This is a genomic window from Coprococcus sp. AF38-1, from assembly GCF_003603945.1.
GTDB classification, from domain to species: Bacteria; Bacillota; Clostridia; order Lachnospirales; family Lachnospiraceae; genus Coprococcus; species Coprococcus aceti.
On record NZ_QVGO01000008.1, the window covers coordinates 124,649 to 141,787 of the forward strand.

At 42.6% G+C, this 17,139-nt stretch carries 15 protein-coding genes; 10 read left to right on the forward strand and 5 right to left on the reverse strand.

The genetic code is table 11. From position 1 onward, the window contains the following. Positions 1-5: 5 nt before the first annotated feature. Positions 6-884, reverse strand: coding sequence for a LysR family transcriptional regulator (locus DW025_RS12745; protein WP_120000166.1), 879 nt, complete (start codon positions 882-884; stop codon positions 6-8). 337 nt (positions 885-1,221) lie between these two features. Between DW025_RS12745 and DW025_RS12750 the strand changes: the two genes are divergently transcribed. The 8 genes from DW025_RS12750 (at position 1,222) to DW025_RS12790 (ending at position 11,637) form a co-directional block, all read left to right on the forward strand. Continuing rightward, positions 1,222-2,505 carry an adenylosuccinate synthase gene (locus DW025_RS12750; RefSeq protein ID WP_120000168.1) on the forward strand — a complete coding sequence of 428 codons (1,284 nt, stop codon included), beginning with the start codon at positions 1,222-1,224 and terminating at the stop codon, positions 2,503-2,505. Positions 2,506-2,643: 138 nt separating this feature from the next. Beyond that, entirely contained in the window at positions 2,644-3,984 is a 1,341-nt protein-coding gene (locus DW025_RS12755; protein WP_120000170.1) for an MATE family efflux transporter, read from the forward strand. 392 nt (positions 3,985-4,376) lie between these two features. Continuing rightward, positions 4,377-4,565, forward strand: coding sequence for a GHKL domain-containing protein (locus DW025_RS15575; protein ID WP_120000172.1), 189 nt, complete (start codon positions 4,377-4,379; stop codon positions 4,563-4,565). A gap of 43 nt (positions 4,566-4,608) precedes the next feature. Further along, positions 4,609-5,439 carry a hypothetical protein gene (locus DW025_RS12770; protein WP_120000174.1) on the forward strand — a complete coding sequence of 277 codons (831 nt, stop codon included), beginning with the start codon at positions 4,609-4,611 and terminating at the stop codon, positions 5,437-5,439. Positions 5,440-5,532: 93 nt separating this feature from the next. Then, positions 5,533-6,357: a hypothetical protein gene (locus DW025_RS12775; protein ID WP_117548595.1), complete on the forward strand. Its 825-nt coding sequence runs from the start codon at positions 5,533-5,535 to the stop codon at positions 6,355-6,357. Between the two features lie 28 nt (positions 6,358-6,385). Next, on the forward strand, positions 6,386-6,796 hold the full coding sequence (locus DW025_RS12780; protein ID WP_117548596.1) for a hypothetical protein: 411 nt from the start codon (positions 6,386-6,388) through the stop codon (positions 6,794-6,796). A gap of 332 nt (positions 6,797-7,128) precedes the next feature. Then, complete coding sequence (locus DW025_RS12785) at positions 7,129-7,785, forward strand: hypothetical protein (protein WP_120000176.1); 657 nt, start codon at positions 7,129-7,131, stop codon at positions 7,783-7,785. 51 nt (positions 7,786-7,836) lie between these two features. After that, the gene (locus DW025_RS12790; RefSeq protein ID WP_120000178.1) at positions 7,837-11,637 is read left to right on the forward strand and encodes a calcium-binding protein; all 3,801 of its coding nucleotides are present in this window, start codon (positions 7,837-7,839) and stop codon (positions 11,635-11,637) included. A 120-nt stretch (positions 11,638-11,757) separates the two neighbouring features. Here DW025_RS12790 and DW025_RS12795 read toward each other — a convergent pair whose 3' ends face one another. The 3 genes from DW025_RS12795 to DW025_RS12805 are packed head-to-tail and all read right to left on the reverse strand — an operon-like array spanning position 11,758 to position 13,745. After that, on the reverse strand, positions 11,758-12,666 hold the full coding sequence (locus DW025_RS12795) for a TlpA disulfide reductase family protein (protein ID WP_120000180.1): 909 nt from the start codon (positions 12,664-12,666) through the stop codon (positions 11,758-11,760). Positions 12,667-12,706: 40 nt separating this feature from the next. Continuing rightward, positions 12,707-13,612, reverse strand: coding sequence for a 4Fe-4S binding protein (locus tag DW025_RS12800; protein ID WP_120000181.1), 906 nt, complete (start codon positions 13,610-13,612; stop codon positions 12,707-12,709). Continuing rightward, positions 13,605-13,745 (reverse strand): CD1871A family CXXC motif-containing protein, encoded by a 141-nt coding sequence (locus DW025_RS12805; RefSeq protein ID WP_243003495.1) that lies wholly within the window; start codon positions 13,743-13,745, stop codon positions 13,605-13,607. The genes DW025_RS12800 and DW025_RS12805 overlap by 8 nt, the downstream gene beginning before the upstream one ends. A 157-nt stretch (positions 13,746-13,902) precedes the next feature. Here DW025_RS12805 and DW025_RS12810 point away from each other — a divergent pair, with 157 nt between their 5' ends. Both DW025_RS12810 and DW025_RS12815 read left to right on the forward strand, forming a co-directional pair. Beyond that, a complete protein-coding gene (locus tag DW025_RS12810; RefSeq protein WP_243104994.1) occupies positions 13,903-14,541 on the forward strand; it encodes a response regulator transcription factor in 639 nt (212 codons plus the stop codon). Continuing rightward, the gene (locus DW025_RS12815) at positions 14,538-15,680 is read left to right on the forward strand and encodes a HAMP domain-containing sensor histidine kinase (RefSeq protein WP_120000184.1); all 1,143 of its coding nucleotides are present in this window, start codon (positions 14,538-14,540) and stop codon (positions 15,678-15,680) included. Before DW025_RS12810 ends, DW025_RS12815 begins: the two co-directional genes overlap by 4 nt. Positions 15,681-15,688: 8 nt before the next feature. Here DW025_RS12815 and DW025_RS12820 read toward each other — a convergent pair whose 3' ends face one another. Further along, positions 15,689-17,089, reverse strand: coding sequence for an MATE family efflux transporter (locus tag DW025_RS12820; protein ID WP_120000186.1), 1,401 nt, complete (start codon positions 17,087-17,089; stop codon positions 15,689-15,691). Between the last annotated feature and the right edge of the window lie 50 nt (positions 17,090-17,139).

Here is a 17,139-nt window from a genome sequence, read left to right on the forward strand (position 1 = left end):
GATTTCTACAACAACTCCATAAGTTTATTTGCAGCAACGCTCATACCACGGCGCCTGTCACTGATGATACACATGTGACGCTTTGGTATGGGCTTTTTAAATTGCAGGCGGAACAGGTTGCCGCGGTCTATATAGCTCTGGGCGAAGTCTGCCATGATGGAGCCGATGCCGAGATTTCTCATGACGAACTGGGCGATCATATCGCTGGTCGACAGCTCGAATTCGGGCTGCAGAGTCACGCCTTCATGGCTCAGGAATGTGTCGACATATGCGCGTGTGCTTGTGTCGTGTTCCAGACAAATGATCGGAAGTTCGTCAAGCTCGTGGTAATCCAGAGTTTTGCCCTGAAGATATGAGAACCTTGGTCCGGCGATGAAGATGTCCTCGATCTCCCTTGCCTGCCTGATCTCCATGTGAGGATCTGCAGGAAGAGGACTGGTGACGATACCGAAGTCTATGTTGCCTGATAGCAGATGATTTATCGTGCTGGGAGTCGGAGCATTTGTGACATGAACCTTGATCCCCGGATATAGCTGGTGGAAATGCTCCAGATATGGCAGGAGATAGAACTGCAGTGTCATATCGCTTGCACCTATACTTATCTCACCGGTCTCCATGTGGAGGAGCTGTGAGAGCTGCTGTTCACCCAGGGAGATGGATTCGTATCCCGCTGCAACGTGGGAGTAGAGGATCTCTCCGGCATTTGTCAGTGAAACGCCCTTCTTTGTTCGGATGAACAGTTCTATGCCGATCGCCTGCTCCAGAGCTTTGACCGCCTGACTTACGGCTGGCTGGGATATACACAGCTCCCTGGCAGCGGCGGATATGCTGGATGCTTTGGCGACGTGGTAGAAGATCTTGTAATATTCGAAATTTATGTTCATTTATAATTTCCTCCAGATTCGGTTGAGATTGGCAGATACATGCTAGTTTGAGTGCAAATTTAACATGTGATAAATAAGTAAAAATACATCAGGTGTGGACAAAAACAATCATATGTACAGTTTATGTTGGTTTCCGCAAAATGTAAAGATAAATATAAGATACACTTATAATAAATATAAATAATATTGATTTTACTTATGACATTATAGTGTTATAATGAGAAGGTATTGTGAGTGATTTGCTTATAAATATTATGTATAGGCAGAAACATTTGAACAGCCACAATACGGATATCAGAAAATATTTCAAAATGCTGCGAAAGCGAGGAAAAGTATTATGGTAAGAGCGGTTGTAGGAGCCAATTGGGGCGACGAAGGAAAAGGTAAGATCACAGACATGTTAGGCCAGGAGTCAGACATAATCGTAAGATTCCAGGGTGGTGCCAACGCAGGTCACACAATTGTCAATGACTATGGTAAATTTGCTTTACATACACTTCCATCAGGAGTGTTCTACAGTCACACAACAAGTATCATTGGAAATGGTGTTGCACTTAACATCCCTCTTCTTTTCAAGGAGATAAAGTCCATCACAGACAGAAATGTACCAATGCCTAAGATCCTTGTATCTGACAGAGCACAGATGGTTATGCCATACCACATTCTCTTCGACGAATACGAGGAGGAGAGACTTGCAGGTAAGTCATTCGGATCAACAAAGTCAGGAATCGCTCCATTCTATTCAGATAAATATGCAAAGATCGGTTTCCAGGTAAGCGAGCTCTTTGATGAGGAAGCACTGAAGGAGAAGATCGAGAGAGTTATAGTACAGAAGAACGTTCTTCTTGAGAACCTGTATCACAAGCCACTCTTAAAGGTTGATGATATATTCAACACACTCATGGAGTATAAGGAGATGGTTGCTCCTTATGTATGTGACGTATCAGCATACCTCTATGAGGCGATCAAGGAGGGCAAGAACATCCTTCTTGAGGGTCAGCTTGGTTCACTGAAGGATCCGGATCACGGAATCTACCCTATGGTTACATCATCATCAACTCTGGCAGCTTACGGTGCCATCGGTGCAGGTATACCTCCATACGAGATCAAGCAGATCATCACTGTATGTAAGGCATACTCAAGCGCAGTAGGAGCAGGCGAGTTTGTAAGTGAGATATTTGGCGACGAGGCAGATGAGCTCAGACGCCGCGGCGGTGATGGCGGTGAGTTTGGTGCAACAACAGGAAGACCTAGAAGAATGGGTTGGTTCGACTGTGTGGCATCAAAGTATGGTTGCCGTATCCAGGGAACAACAGACGTTGCATTTACAGTACTTGATGTACTTGGATATCTCGATGAGATCCCGGTATGTGTAGGCTACGATATCAACGGTGAGGTTACAACAGACTTCCCAACAACATCAAAACTCAAGAAAGCAAAGCCTGTATATGAGACACTTCCAGGCTGGAAGACAGATATCAGAGGAATCAAGAAGTACGAGGATCTCCCAGAGAACTGCAGAAAGTACATTGAGTTCGTTGAAGAGCATATCGGATTCCCAATCACCATGATCTCAAACGGTCCGGGAAGAAACGATATCATCTACAGAAACGCAAAGTAATTTGACCTGATTCACAGGGAAATCAAATAACAGAAAAATAACAGGGACACTTTCCAGTAAGAGATTATTAGGGAGTGTTCCTTTTGTTGTTGTAAATAAGGACAAGTGGATTAATATTCAGTTTGGAGGAATAACAAAATGTCAAAAGATGAGTATTTGATCACAGATGCACCGCTTAAAGCGCTGACAGTTTTTGCAATGCCTATGATCTTGGGCAGCTTTTTTCAACAAGTGTATAATATGGCTGATTCAATAATAGTTGGCCAGTATGTCGGATCATCTGCACTTGCGGCTGTTGGCGCATGTGCCGCTCTTACAAATGTATTCATTTGTGTGGCACTCGGTGCCGGCGTAGGTGCGGGCGTGCTTGTGAGCCGCTATTTTGGAGCCAGGGATTATAGTAAAATGAAAACAATAGTATCAACATCGCTGATAAGTTTTATGATCCTAAGCATACTTTTGGGTGTATTTGGTCTTATCTTTTCACGTTCGATGATGACGCTGCTTCAGACACCTGCTGACATACTGGATGAAGCGGTGCTGTATCTTCGTGTTTATTTTGCCGGATTTCCATTTTTGTTTATGTATAATATTCTTTCAACAATGTTCAATTCAATCGGTGAATCAAAGATACCGTTGGGCCTTTTGATATTTTCTTCTGTCTTGAATATTGTTATGGATCTTTGGATGGTGGCAGGCCTCGGCCTTGGCGTTTTCGGTGCAGCCCTTGCAACTCTCATTGCTCAGGGAATATCCGCAGTGTTTTCACTGTTGATTTTTCTTTGGCGGATGCGTCAATATAAAGGCCGTTTTGATTGGTTTGACAGGCACGAGTTACATTCCATGCTTAGAATTGCCGTACCATCGGTTCTTCAGCAGTCCACAGTGTCGATTGGTATGATGATCGTTCAGGCAGTTGTAAATCCATTCGGCACACAGGCGCTTGCAGGTTACTCAGCAACGATGAGGGTAGAGAATGTTTTTTCACTGATATTTGTATCCATTGGAAATGCAGTTTCACCATATGTTTCTCAGAATCTTGGTGCAAAGAAAATCAAACGTATCAAAAAAGGATATCGGGCTGCGCTGGTGTTGGATATGTGCTTTGCGATCATCGCATTTATAGTCATTGAAACACTGCATACTCAGATTTCATCTTTATTCCTTGGCAAAGATGGAACCGCTTTGGCATATCAGGTGTCTGGGGGTTATATGAGATGGCTTGGCTACTTTTTCATTTTCATGGGAATCAAGATGGCAACCGATGGGGTTCTTCGAGGACTTGGGATCATGCGCCCATTTCTCATTGCAAATATGGTCAACTTAGCGATCCGTCTGTCAGTTGCCCTGATTTGTGCGCCCCGTTTTGGTATCGAATTTGTCTGGCTTGCGGTGCCGGCGGGATGGCTTGCAAACTTCCTGATCTCTTATATGGCTCTCAGAAAGTCGTGGCCGGTTGATAAAACAATTGGCGAATGATCGGTTTGGTGCAAAGGAATGTCTGTTTTGCAATAGTACCGGCAATCATTGAGGAATACATCTTCCGGGTGTGATACTCGGAGCTTATCTGAAAGTGGAGATGATGGCGGCGGTTCTGATTAGCAGCCTACTACAAAGCATTGGATTTAAGATGGTATGGGTGATACAATCTAAAATGTAAATGCTTTGTTTAACTATAGGGGCTGATGGGAATGCGATTGATTTATTATTCTTGGATATTGATTTGATTACGACCAGCGGCGTAGATATAGGACAGTATATTCGGCATAGACTGAATAATTACAGCATGGAGATTGTGTTTATGTGTCTTCTGAGAAGGATAATGCAGAGCCGGAATGAGCAGCAGATAGTGCCGAGTGTGGCTCTGATAATTGTGCCGATTATCAGTATATGGTCAACTGCGTAAATCAGGGAGACATTTCCTTACCACCAAAGATGATTCGTATAATCATGGCATGGGTTTACAGAGAGTACAGGATGTTGTGAATCAAAATAATGGCGAGATACAGTTTGAAGCCACTGAAAATACTTTCATAGTCAGAGTTATATTGTTCAATTAACGTAAAGGGGGTATCGTACATCTGTTGTGTGCGAGAAAGAGAAATGGGAACATTGGAAGTGGACAAGAGTCTTAAAGCGGCGTTTAAGGAAACGCTGGAACCGCATGGGTTCAAGAAAGTAAAGGGGAGGTATCCGCACTTTGTGAGGATGGCAACTCCCGAGATTATTCAAGTAATTAACTATCGGCTGGAGCAGGCTCTGTCGCCGCAGTTGGAGGAAAAACGGTTTGAAGTATACTGTGCGGTCGGCAGTATATACCGCCCGGAAATCAATCTGAACCGGTCTGTGTATGCCAGTATGGACTGGATACATACTACGATGCCTCATATGTACATGAAGGCAAAATGCAATGAAATAACGGTGTATGAGAATGAACAGCCGGGGGTTGATTATATCATCAAAAAGGGAGATGAAGCATCTCTTAGGGAACAGATTGCGTTTGCCATGACAGGAATTGAGCATTATGTAATTCCGGCATTTGACAAGGTGGTGGATTTAAAGACATGCGTAGATTATCTAGAGTTATATGATTCTATGTGCTTAACAGTATGGAACAGGTATCAGTTTGAAAATAGCGAGGAAGCTTTAATTTTACCAGCCAAATATCCTAATCAAGAAAGCTACAAGGAGAATGTGCTGAATAAGTATGAAGCAATAAAGGAAAGAGTGTTTCATGATATTGATGAAGGTAAAATGTTGAGAGCGGATGGAGAAATAAAAATGCTGCGCTGTAAAAAAAGAGCTGATGATACAATAGAGCGATACGAAAAATTTTTTACAGATGAAGAAACTAAAAAAGAACTTGTACGATTAAAGGCAGAGCGTGCAGAAAAAAATATAAATGCAATACGTGCGATGGGAATCGAAGTGTAAAAAACGAGGGTAAAAAGAAGGTTGGCTCTGAACAGTTACATTAAATTTAACGAAAAGGGGGTATCGTACATCTGTTGTGTGCGAGAAAGAGAAATGGGAACATTGGAAGTGGACAAGAGTCTTAAAGCGGCGTTTAAGGAAACGCTGGAGCCGCATGGCTTCAAGAAAGTAAAGGGGAGGTATCCGCACTTTGTGAGGATGGCAACTCCTGAGATTATTCAAGTCATCAACTATCGGCTGGAGCAGGCGTTGTCGCCGCAGTTGGAGGAAAAACGGTTTGAAGTATACTGTGCGGTTGGCAGTATATACCGCCCGGAGATTAATCTGAACCGGTCTGTGTATGCCAGCATGGACTGGATAAATACTACGCATCTGGATATGTATGTTAAGGCGAAATGCAATGGCATACCAGTGTATGAGAATGAACAGCCGGGAGTTGACTATATCATCAAAAAGGGAGATGAAGCATCTCTTAGGGAACAGATTGCGTTTGCCATGACAGGCATAGAGCATTATATAATTCCGGCGTTTGACAAGGTGGTGGATTTAAAGACATGCGTAGATTATTTGGAGTTATATGGCTTTGATGAGTTAGAAATTAATAGAAGAACGGAATGTAATGGAGATGTGTTTATTTTGCCGGCAAAGTATCCGAATAAAGAATCCTATAGAGTGAAAGTGCAAAGTGATTATCAAGAGATAAAAATGGAATTAAAGCAAGACATTCTAGATAATAAAATTACGGAAGAAGAAGGAGAGCGGGAATTGACTTGGTATGAAAGGCGGTTTCGTGACAATATTGAAAGATATGGGAAATTTTTTGAAGATGAAGCAACCCAAAAAGAAGTTTCGCGGTTAAAGGCAGAGCGCGCAGAAAAAAATTTAAATGCAATACGTGCGATGGGAGTCGAAGTGTAAAAAACTAAGGGAAAAAGGGAGTAAGCATATGAAATTAAAACAAATGACAAGAAGGATTATTGCTGTAGTGCTGTCAATATCAATGTTATTGACAGTGTTACCGACGAACTGCAGCGTAGCTTTCGCAGAAAGTGGAAATTCAGGAGAGACGATTCTTGCATCTTTGACAGATGAGATTTCAAGTATGGGCGAGGCATCAGCGGAAGCGTTTGCCGATTCGACCGCAGAAGCCAGCGTGCGGGCAGGGGATTGGAGAACGGCAATTTATGTAGACCGTTTGGCGTGGAATAAATTTCACATAGAGGTGCAGAAAGATATAGTTACAAAATATAAAACAAAAGTAAGTACATCAGAATCGATAAAATCAGAGTATAGTATAGAATTTGTAGATAAAAACGGAAAAAAACTGGCAAGACAGGAAGAGCAGATATTGCTATAGAGGAAAACGAAAAGACTCATGTATGGGAAGTAAAGCCTTATTCCTATTCCGTTGACCCAAAGAAGTCGTCGGGAGAAGCACAACTAAAAAATTATGTTTTCTCGGCGAATTGTACAAAAGCCTCAGATTATATAAAAAACGGTACTGTTGATAAGACTAAGGCAACCCATTTTACCGGTAACACATCCATCATTTCGAGTAGTAGCTGTACATTTTCGATAAGTGATACAGTATCTTACGTCGTTACCTATACCGTTCAAAATAATGGTTTGATCTTATATAAATTCAAAAGATACGAAAAAAAGAAAGAACCAGAGCCGGAGCCTTCGCCGGTGACAGTTAGTGTGCCGTCAAAGAATAAAACAGAATCATATACTGACACTCAGGACTATGGAAACAATGATCAGACTGACAAACCAAGTGGTGAAGGTTTGGTTGCAATCGATCCATATGTGTATTTAACGCTCGTAGCAACTGCTACGACGCTTCAGGCGGCAAATGTGGCAATAAACAGAAATCCGAATACATGGAATTCGGTATCCGAGGCTATTATTGCTGCCTGCGAGTCATTTAAGACAACGGTAGCAGCAAATCTGCCAAAAGTATTAAAAGTGGCAGGGGTGGGTACTGTGACGACAGCGGGTGTTGTATTGGTACCGAAAACAAATGCGTACGCTCAAGAACTACAAAATGCCCAAGACGATTTTATGACCGCGGTGGAGATATATTGTGGCGAGGATATGGCGGAAGACGTTAGCGATGCAATTCAAAATGGAGATGAAGACGCATTAAACGACATTACAGACAGTCTGCAGGATTTGGCGGATGAATATGACCAGGCTGGAAACGCTCAGCCGCCAAGAGATCCGCTGGTGGTAGATTTGGGAACAGATGGCATCGAGCTGTCCACGCTTGCTGACGGCGTGAAGTTTGACCTCGACAACAACGGCTTTGCAGAAAAGACGGCATGGATTGGCAACGAGGACTGATTTATAGCACTTGACAGAAATAAGAATGGTAAGATTGACAATGGCGGAGAGTTGTTTGGCGATCAGGTAACGCTGTCAAGCGGAGCATTGTCGTCTTCTGGTTTTGAGGCACTTGCAGAATATGATATCAATGGTGATAAGGTAATAGATAAAGAGGATGATGTTTATGGGCAGCTTTTAATCTGGATTGATAAGAATCATAACGGTGTTTCAGAAATGACTGAGCTTTATTCATTGGAAGAAACGGGAATCACATCGATTGGACTGGAACATAAGGAAACAAGCGTGTTGGATGAGACGACCGGAACATTGATAGCGGAGACGTCGGAGGTTGTGCTGGAAAATGGAAAGACAACGGAAGCAAGTGAATTCTGGTTCCCGGTGAAAACATCAGATACGACACATGGAGATATCAAAACAACAGGAAATATTCCGAATATTTATCAGGCGCTGGCGGAGGATGAAACCGGCGAATTGGCAAAATTGGTGTATACATTTGTAGAATCCAATGATATAGCAGAAAAAAGGTGCTGCATAAAAGAAATTTTGTATTTCCTTGCAGGTGCTTCCGATATTGAAGCAAACAGCAGAGGCGGTAATATCGACGCCAGAGATTTAAAGGTAATTGAAGAATGTATGGGACGAGGATTTGAAGGTGTTGACGGCACTTGTCCAAATGTCAATGCAGCGGCTATTTTAAAAGATATTTATGGTACGATAGAGGATGGATATTATAACATGCTCAACCTGAATTCCAGCTTGGGCGGATACTGGTATAGTGTTGTAGAATATCAGGATGAAGACGGGAAAGACAATCTTTTGCTGAATCTTCCGGTTGCACTCATTGATGAAAAGATTTCAGATGGCGAGGATGTTGATTCTATTTTGTATGACTTCTGTCTGTATCTGGCATGGTATGATGAGATGCATCAATCGGAGATGCTTTCTGCATGGAGTGAGCATTTTTCTGCAATATCGACTCATTATGCAGAGGTGATTGAACTGGCAAAAACCGGATATGTATATATTGGAACGGAGAAAGCGGATCGTTATAGCGGTACAAATCAGAATTCATATATATTTGGAAAAGCAGGGGACGACCAGTTGAGTGGTGGAAGCGGTTCGGACCGTATATATGGAGAAGATGGTTCAGATAAATTATACGGAAATGCCGGAAATGATATTCTTTCCGGAGGCTCCGGTGATGATTGTCTGGATGGAGGATCCGGAAATGATATACTCTATGGTGGAAACATCGGAGATACTTCTGAAGATGGAGACGATGAATATGTATTTTCTACCGGATATGGTCAGGATATAATTGTTGACTATGGCGGAAGCAACACGATACGGTTTACGGGTGTATCAAGCAAGGATATACGAGTGAATGGAGTAAATGAATATGACGCAGAGATTCGCATTCAGGGAACGAATGATACGTTGACGCTGAAAAATTTCTGTAAAGATGAAGCGTATACAGACTATACATTGATATTCCGTGATAAAAAAATACACTGCTTGGATGAAGACAGTCCGTTTCATTATATCTATGGAACCGAAACGGAAGATTCATTAAAGGCAGTAGTAGAAAATAGTTATATGTATGGGTATGCGGGGAATGATACGATTATCGGAAGTGCAGAAAAGGATATCATTTATGGAAATGCAGGAGACGATCAGATAGAAGCGGGAGACGGCGCTGATACAATCTATGGCGGAGATGGAAAAGATCAGATCAAGGCTGGAGATGGCGATAATATTTTATTCGGCGGTGCAGGTGCGGACATCCTCTGTGGAAACAAAGGAAATGATTATATGTTTGGAGAAGAAGGCGATGATACATACATATTTGATAAAGGCGATGGCGTGGACGTTATAGAGGATAACTCCGGCACTTCGACGATTCAGTTTGGCGAAGGAATTCATTTGAACGATTTGACGGCGATGAAAGTTGGAGATGATTTATTCTTTTTGATTTCGGGTACAGCGGATCGTCTTGTGGTTACCGGATATTCCGACAATCCAGAACGTTTCATTGTTTATGTTGGGGAAGATGAAGTTGATGTCTCAGATATTCTGACAAAAACGGATGCTGCGGAGCTGCCGCAGATTGACGGTGAAACGGATTCTTCACCTGATGTAACAGAGGAGATACCGCAGATAGCAACGCCAACGGATGCGGATGCATCAGATGATGCGATGGATTCCTCTGCTCAGGCATCAGATAAAAGTGACGTTTCAGACAATGTAAACATTATTTCCGGTACGGAAAACTCAGACGCAGTCTTTGCAGAAAACAGTAAAAATTTTATTTTTGCAGGGGCAGAGTATGATTATATCGTCGGCGGAAGCAATGTAGATTATATATTTGGTGATAGAGATGTAGACCGGATATTGGCAGGAGACGATGCAGATGTGGTCTATGGCATGGATGGAGATGATCAGATCTTTGGAGAAAATGGAGATGACATCATAAGCGGCGGAGCAGGCAATGATTATGTAAGTGGCGGAGCAGGCAATGATGTTGTGATTTCACAAAGCGGGAATGACTTTATAGATGGCGGAGCAGATGATGACACATACTATATATCTCCTTCCTGCGGAACGGTAACAATCAAGGACACCGAGGGGAAGAATACAATCGTGTGTGCAGATGGGTTGGAATCTACGAAGATAAAAGCATATCGGTTAGATTGGAATGATTTGCTTATTGTATTTGAAGGCACAGAAACATCTATTGTGATTAAGAATTATTGCATCAATGAGGATGCTCGTGGGTTCCGGCTGATATTTGAGGATGGTCTTGTAGAATATGCAACTGCTTCCGGCGGCGTACTGCGCACAATCAATGACTGGGAAGGAACAGAATACCATACCAGTATATATACTGATGGAACGACCATTGTTGCGGAAAACGGCGACGATCAGTTAAACGGCAGCGAAGCTTCGGATAATCTTATTGGAGGCGACGGAAATAATAGAATTGCCGGAAACGGCGGCGATGATTATCTGGATGGCGGAAAGGGAACGGATATGCTATACGGCGGTGCCGGAGCGGATGTATATATCTATCAGAAAGGATATGGTATGGACACGATTTCGGATGCACAGGGTGAAAATATCATAGAAATAACAGGCTACGGAATTTCAGATATAAAAGCTTATAGAACAAACTGGAATAATTTGACGATGATTCTGGATGGAAGTGGTGAAGCCGGTTTGAGTGATTCAGGAGCTGATAAGCTCATCATAGAAAACTTCTTTGTTTCGGATGCCAACCGCCAGTATAAGGTGATTTGTGACGGCTCCGTATTTGGAATTACAGATTTTGGAAGTCCATGCAGGACATTGTATGGAACTGCCGGAAGTGATTATATGTTGGGATTTGATGGCGGACGTATGACATACTATGGTTTGGACGGCGCGGATACGTTAAATGGTTCGGATGGTACAGATGTACTTTATGGTGGTACTGGTGATGATAGGATTTTAGGCGGAAATGGAAATGACTGCCTGCTTGGAGAAGCCGGAAATGATTATTTGGAAGGCGGAGCAGGTAATGACACATACTATTTTGGCATTGGGTATGGGACGGACAGTATCAGCGATAACAGTGGAATCAATGAGATTATCTTTTGCGAGGGCTTGAAATGCGAAGACATTCTTGTTGAACGGACGAACTGGAATGATTTAACGATTCGTTTTGCGGGTTCAGAGGATGCACTTGTGTTGCTGGGGTATTTTACGTCCGATGAAAACAAAAAATTTAATCTTGTCTTTTCGGATGGAGTAAAATACGAGTATGATGCGCAGGAGAATCCGATTTTACAGGAATTGAGCATGGGAGAATAAATAGAATTTTATTGCACGGGAAAAGGTCATCTGGTTTCTTGAAAACCAGATGACCTTTTTTGAAAAGCAGAAAGGCTTCTTGTCCTTTCATTAGTATATTCAATTTAAAGTCAACTATAATTATTTATCCTTGTTATCAGCGTCGATCACTGACTTGATCTGTTTCATAAGAGAGTCATAGTTGTCCTGATTGTCGATTCCTCCAAGCATAGGTTCTCCGACAATATTGCCATTTCTGTCGACTAGTATGGTTGTAGGAAATGCCATGATGTCGGAGGCATACTTGCCTATACTTGAATCAGAGTCAATGGAGATATTGCGGTATTTTGCACCCTGGCTGTCAAGAATGGCTGCGGCTTCCTTGATAGCATCTTCGTTTCCGTCAAATGTCTCTGTGTTGATACCTACTACCTCGCCTCCCATCGATTTGATGGCATCGTTTAATTCATTAAGCTTGGATAATTCTGCGACACAAGGCTTGCAGCCGGTAAACCAGAAATTAACGACAGTTACTGCATTATTGGAAAACAGGCTTTCGTCAACAGAATTACCATCCAAATCCTTGCCGGAGAAACTCTTGAAAGGTGTGATTTCTTCGGAACTGTCGTTCTGGTCGGTGCTCTCTGATCCTGCGTTTTTATTTTCGATTTCATCTATCTGCTTTTCAATCTGTCTGATGGTTTCAATATCATCGTTAAGTGTTTTCAGTTCATCATCTGTAAAGGATTCCTTGTTTGATTCAACGGTGCCGGCCAGATAATCGGCATAATCTCCGTTTGGATCAGCGCTGCTTTTATTCATCATGCCAAATACCTTGTTCCATACTTCCTGGTGATCTGAAAAGATCTGGTTCTCCTGCTGATATAAATCATCCAGTTTCGTGTTGGAATTGTCCGCAGCTTCAGTGGTGGCTTCTGTCTGGGTTTTTTGTGAACTCTCAGTTGTGGCAGATCCTGATCCGTTACATGCCGTGAGAGATAATGCTGCACAGAGAGTGATAATAGATATTAATGTTCTTTTTGTTTTCATAAATAATTGCTCCTTTAAATAATATTAGTGTGGTTGATTGTTACATGTTGGTTTTGGAAGCTTGCTTATGTCCTTTTGGGGAACATGGCTTTCCCATAAACTGATAGTGGATCGCATCTTTTGGACATGCCTTCATACATGCTCCGCATCGTATGCATTCCGGATGATTTGGTGTTTTGCATACATCTACATCCATTTTGCATGCCTTTGAACACTTACCGCATCCGACACATTTGCTGCTTTCAACCTTGATACTCATAAGGCTGACCTTGTTGAATAATGAGTAGATTGCGCCGAGAGGACAAATCCATTTACAGAAGGGTCTGTAGAACAGAATACTCAGAACGACAACTGTAATTAAAATAAGGCATTTAAATGAAAACAGCTTTCCAAGTGCAGAGCGTATAGCTGCATTTCCGAGTGAAAGTGGTATAGCCCCCTCCAGAACACCTTGTGGACAAATATACTTACAGAAGAACGGGTCTCCCATTCCTATGGAGTTCGTTACAAGCATCGGCAGAAGTATAACGAAAACAATAAGGATTATATATTTCAGGTATCTTAGTGGTTTCAGCCTGGCTGTGGAAAACTTTTTCCCGGGAATTTTGTGAAGCAGATCCTGAAACCATCCAAATGGACACAAAAACCCACATATAAATCTTCCGAGGATCACACCGATTAAAATGAAAAAACCGGTTATGTAGTAAGAAAATTTAAATTTGGATGATCCAACGACCGCCTGAAATGCACCAATGGGACACGCTCCTGTTGCAGCAGGACAGGAGTAACAGTTTAGTCCTGGTACGCATACTGTTTTTGCTTTGCCCTGATAGATCTTGCCTTTAAATAAATTGGGGATGTGAATATTGGTAAGCAGCGTGGCTGCTGCCTGTATCCATCCGCGTATTCTGGCTGTTTTTTTTGACAGTGATTTGTTCTTATCCAATTCCTACACACTCCAGACATAATTTTATTGCTTTGCTGAGCACGGCAGCCGCTTCACCTCTGACTGCACCATAGCTGATCATTGCCATACCCGTGATGAGTAAAATGATCTGAGATATTTTCCTGTACTTCAAGTTATTGCAGCTCCTTTCATGATTGTGTTTGTTGACCAGCTGACTTGGATATTATACAATAGCTGTTGTAAAATTTTTGTTAAGAAGGATTTTTGTTAAGAAACAGGTGACAGTTTTGAGATTATTGATAGTTGAAGATGAGAAGCAGATATGTGATATGGTTGCGAAAAGCCTGTATGATGTCGGGTATGAGGTGGATACCTGTTATGACGGAGAAGAGGCTCTTGAATGCATTCTGTCAGAGGAATATGACCTGATCGTTCTGGATCTGAATCTGCCGGGTATGGATGGAATGGAGATTTTAAAGGAACTCAGACAGCAAAATGAGGAGACAAAGGTTATCATATTATCTGCGAGGGGACAAATTGCGGATAAGGTTGAAGGGCTGGATGCAGGTGCAAATGATTATATGGAAAAACCATTTCATTTGCAGGAGCTTGAGGCGCGTATCAGAAGTCTTACAAGAAGAAAATTTGTACAGAAGGATGTATGTCTGGAAAGTGGTGGGATAAAGTTTGACACGATAAAACGTGAGGCATACGCAAAAGGAGAAAAGGTTCCCCTTACAAGAAAAGAAAATGGAATCCTGGAATATCTGCTTCTTAATCTGGGCAGACCGGTAAGCCAGGAGGAATTGATGGAGCATGTCTGGGATGCTTCGGTTGACAGCTTCAGTGGAGCGATCAGAGTACATATGTCTTCGCTGAGAAGAAAGCTTAAGGCAGTGCTTGGATATGATCCGATTTTGAACAAGGTGGGAGAGGGATATAAAATACGAGAGGAGTCCGACAGATGAAAAGAATGTCGCTGCAGTGGAGGCTTACCTGTATAATCACATTATATATTGCGCTTATATGTGGATGCCTTACTTTGCTTGTCTATAAAAATGGCGTGTATTATATTGATTCTCTGCAAGAAACCGTTGATGCCCAGGGAGATGATAATGGGAGCGGTACTGATGAAATATATATCAGTATTCCGGAGGATAAGTGGGATGAATTTGCAAATGACTTTTCTGTTAAGGTGTACAATAATAAGGCAGATTACAAGAAAAACAGCCTGATAATTTCTGCCTTGCTGGCCCTGCTTGGCGGAGTAGCTACATATTTTATAAGTGGGCATGCACTAAAGCCTATCAGTGAGTTTTCTGATAAAATTGAAGAGGTACAGGCACAGAATCTGGCGGATTCACGAATAGAAGAAAACAATGTTAAAGAACTGAACCAGCTCAGCGTTTCATATAACAAGATGCTTGAACGCCTCTCGGATGCATTTGAGATACAGAGACAGTTTACTGCAAATGCAGCACATGAGCTCAGAACTCCACTGTCTTTAATGCAGATACAGCTTGATTCATATAATTCTTCCCGGCATCCGGGAGATGATGAAGTCACTCTGCAGACGATAAAGATGGTCACTGAACAGAATGAGAGACTCAGCAAAATGGTAAAGACACTTCTTGATATGAGTGAGCTTCAAACTGTGAGCCGGGATGATAAAATAATGGTCGACGCGCTTGTTGATGAGGTATTGGCGGATCTGGAACCTCTTGCACAGGAAAAGGATATAGAACTTATTGGAGAATGTACGGATGTAACGATGATAGGAAGTGACATCCTTATTTACAGGATGTTATACAATCTTGTTGAGAATGCTATAAAATACAATCACGCAGGAGGACGGGTTACAGTGACAGCGCGTCAGAAGGAAAAACACGTTTACCTGTCAGTAGAGGATACCGGAAATGGTATCCCGGAAGAACTGAAGGATCGCGTGTTTGAACCTTTCTTTCGCGTGGATAAATCCAGAAGCCGTGAGCTTGGCGGCGTAGGACTTGGACTTGCTCTTGTACGTGAGATCGTGATAGTGCATGATGGTAATATTGCAGTTAAGTCTAATCCGTCTGGAGGAACGATTTTTGAAGTCGTTTTATAAAGTGAGCATTATATTGTTGCCGTTGCGGATTTGGCACGGCTAATTTTATTTTCCCCAAATTTTCGTCTCAGCTGTTTCATAACCCACAGGTACGCAGGTATCAGGAAGAGATCAGCACATACCCATGCAAGCGGACTTCCTAGTGATACGCAGATGAAACCGAAATGTGGCACCAGCACGAAACCGGCAACAGAACGGGCGATCATCTCACATATTCCTGCAAGTATGGCGAAAGTCGAGTAGCCAAGCCCCTGTATCATGAATCTTACGATATTCACAAGAGCCAGGAATATGTAGAATGCTGCGTTGATAACCACGAATTCATATATGTAGCCGATAAGCTCAATCTGTTCCTTCTTTACAAAGAGAAGTGCAAGCTGCTTTCCGAACACGATGGAGAAAGCCAGAGCCACGAGGGCATATATGATTCCCATCTTGATACACGCCTTAAGCCCCTGATCAACACGGTCAAGACGCCTGGCACCAACATTCTGACCTCCGTACGTTGCCATGGTGGAGCCCATTGCATCGAAAGGACAGCACATGAACATGGAGATTTTGCTTCCTGCTGATACGGCTGCAACATATGTTGAACCCATATCATTGACTGCGGTCTGTAGAATGACACTGCCTATGGCTGTTATGCTGTACTGCAGTCCCATAGGCAGACCCATACCGCAGAGCTTCAGGCAGTGGCGCATGCTGAATGTCCAGTCCTCTTTACTGAATTCAAGGTATTTAAGCTTCTTTGTCATGTATATCGTACATATGATTCCTGACACTGCCTGTGAAGCTACTGTGGCAACTGCAGCTCCGGCGACGCCCATAGGAGCAACAAGTATAAGGTCAAGTATGATGTTGACAAGTGATGAGCCCACAAGGAATATGACAGGTGTGATACTGTCTCCGAGTGATCTCAGTATTCCGGCAGTCAGGTTGTAGAGAAATGTTGCAGGAATGCCCAGAAATATTATAAATATGTATATGTATGCGTCATCAATGATATTCGAAGGTGTTCTGAGAGCCTTGAGTATCTGCATTGTGAATATACTTACGGTCACAGTTATAACAGCAGCCAGTGCAACGGATGACCATATGCTGTTGATTATATAGGCTTTGAGATTCTTGAAATCCTTTGCTCCATAGGCCTGGGCAACAGGGATTGCAAAACCGTTGCAGATTCCTATACAGAAACCGAGTATCATGAAGTTGATGCTTCCGGTGGAACCCACCGCCGCCAGCGCGTCCGTTCCAAGTTTCTGCCCGACTATGACAGAATCTACCATATTATAAAACTGCTGAAATATCAGACCAAAGAGAAGGGGCAGACCAAAGTTCAATATAAGCTTTGAAGGCTTTCCTTCAGTGAGGTCTTTTGTGCCACTGATGCGCGCAATAAAATTCTTCATGTGATTCACCTCTCAAAAATCCAGTTGTTTGTGCATAAATTGCTTGTTTT

Coding starts and splice junctions, on each gene's coding strand:
- DW025_RS12745 (WP_120000166.1), bottom strand. CDS start 884: ATGAACATAAATTTCGAATATTACAAGATCTTCTACCACGTCGCCAAA.
- DW025_RS12750 (WP_120000168.1), top strand. CDS start 1,222: ATGGTAAGAGCGGTTGTAGGAGCCAATTGGGGCGACGAAGGAAAAGGT.
- DW025_RS12755 (WP_120000170.1), top strand. CDS start 2,644: ATGTCAAAAGATGAGTATTTGATCACAGATGCACCGCTTAAAGCGCTG.
- DW025_RS12770 (WP_120000174.1), top strand. CDS start 4,609: ATGGGAACATTGGAAGTGGACAAGAGTCTTAAAGCGGCGTTTAAGGAA.
- DW025_RS12775 (WP_117548595.1), top strand. CDS start 5,533: ATGGGAACATTGGAAGTGGACAAGAGTCTTAAAGCGGCGTTTAAGGAA.
- DW025_RS12780 (WP_117548596.1), top strand. CDS start 6,386: ATGAAATTAAAACAAATGACAAGAAGGATTATTGCTGTAGTGCTGTCA.
- DW025_RS12795 (WP_120000180.1), bottom strand. CDS start 12,666: ATGAAAACAAAAAGAACATTAATATCTATTATCACTCTCTGTGCAGCA.
- DW025_RS12810 (WP_243104994.1), top strand. CDS start 13,903: ATGGTTGCGAAAAGCCTGTATGATGTCGGGTATGAGGTGGATACCTGT.
- DW025_RS12815 (WP_120000184.1), top strand. CDS start 14,538: ATGAAAAGAATGTCGCTGCAGTGGAGGCTTACCTGTATAATCACATTA.
- DW025_RS12820 (WP_120000186.1), bottom strand. CDS start 17,089: ATGAAGAATTTTATTGCGCGCATCAGTGGCACAAAAGACCTCACTGAA.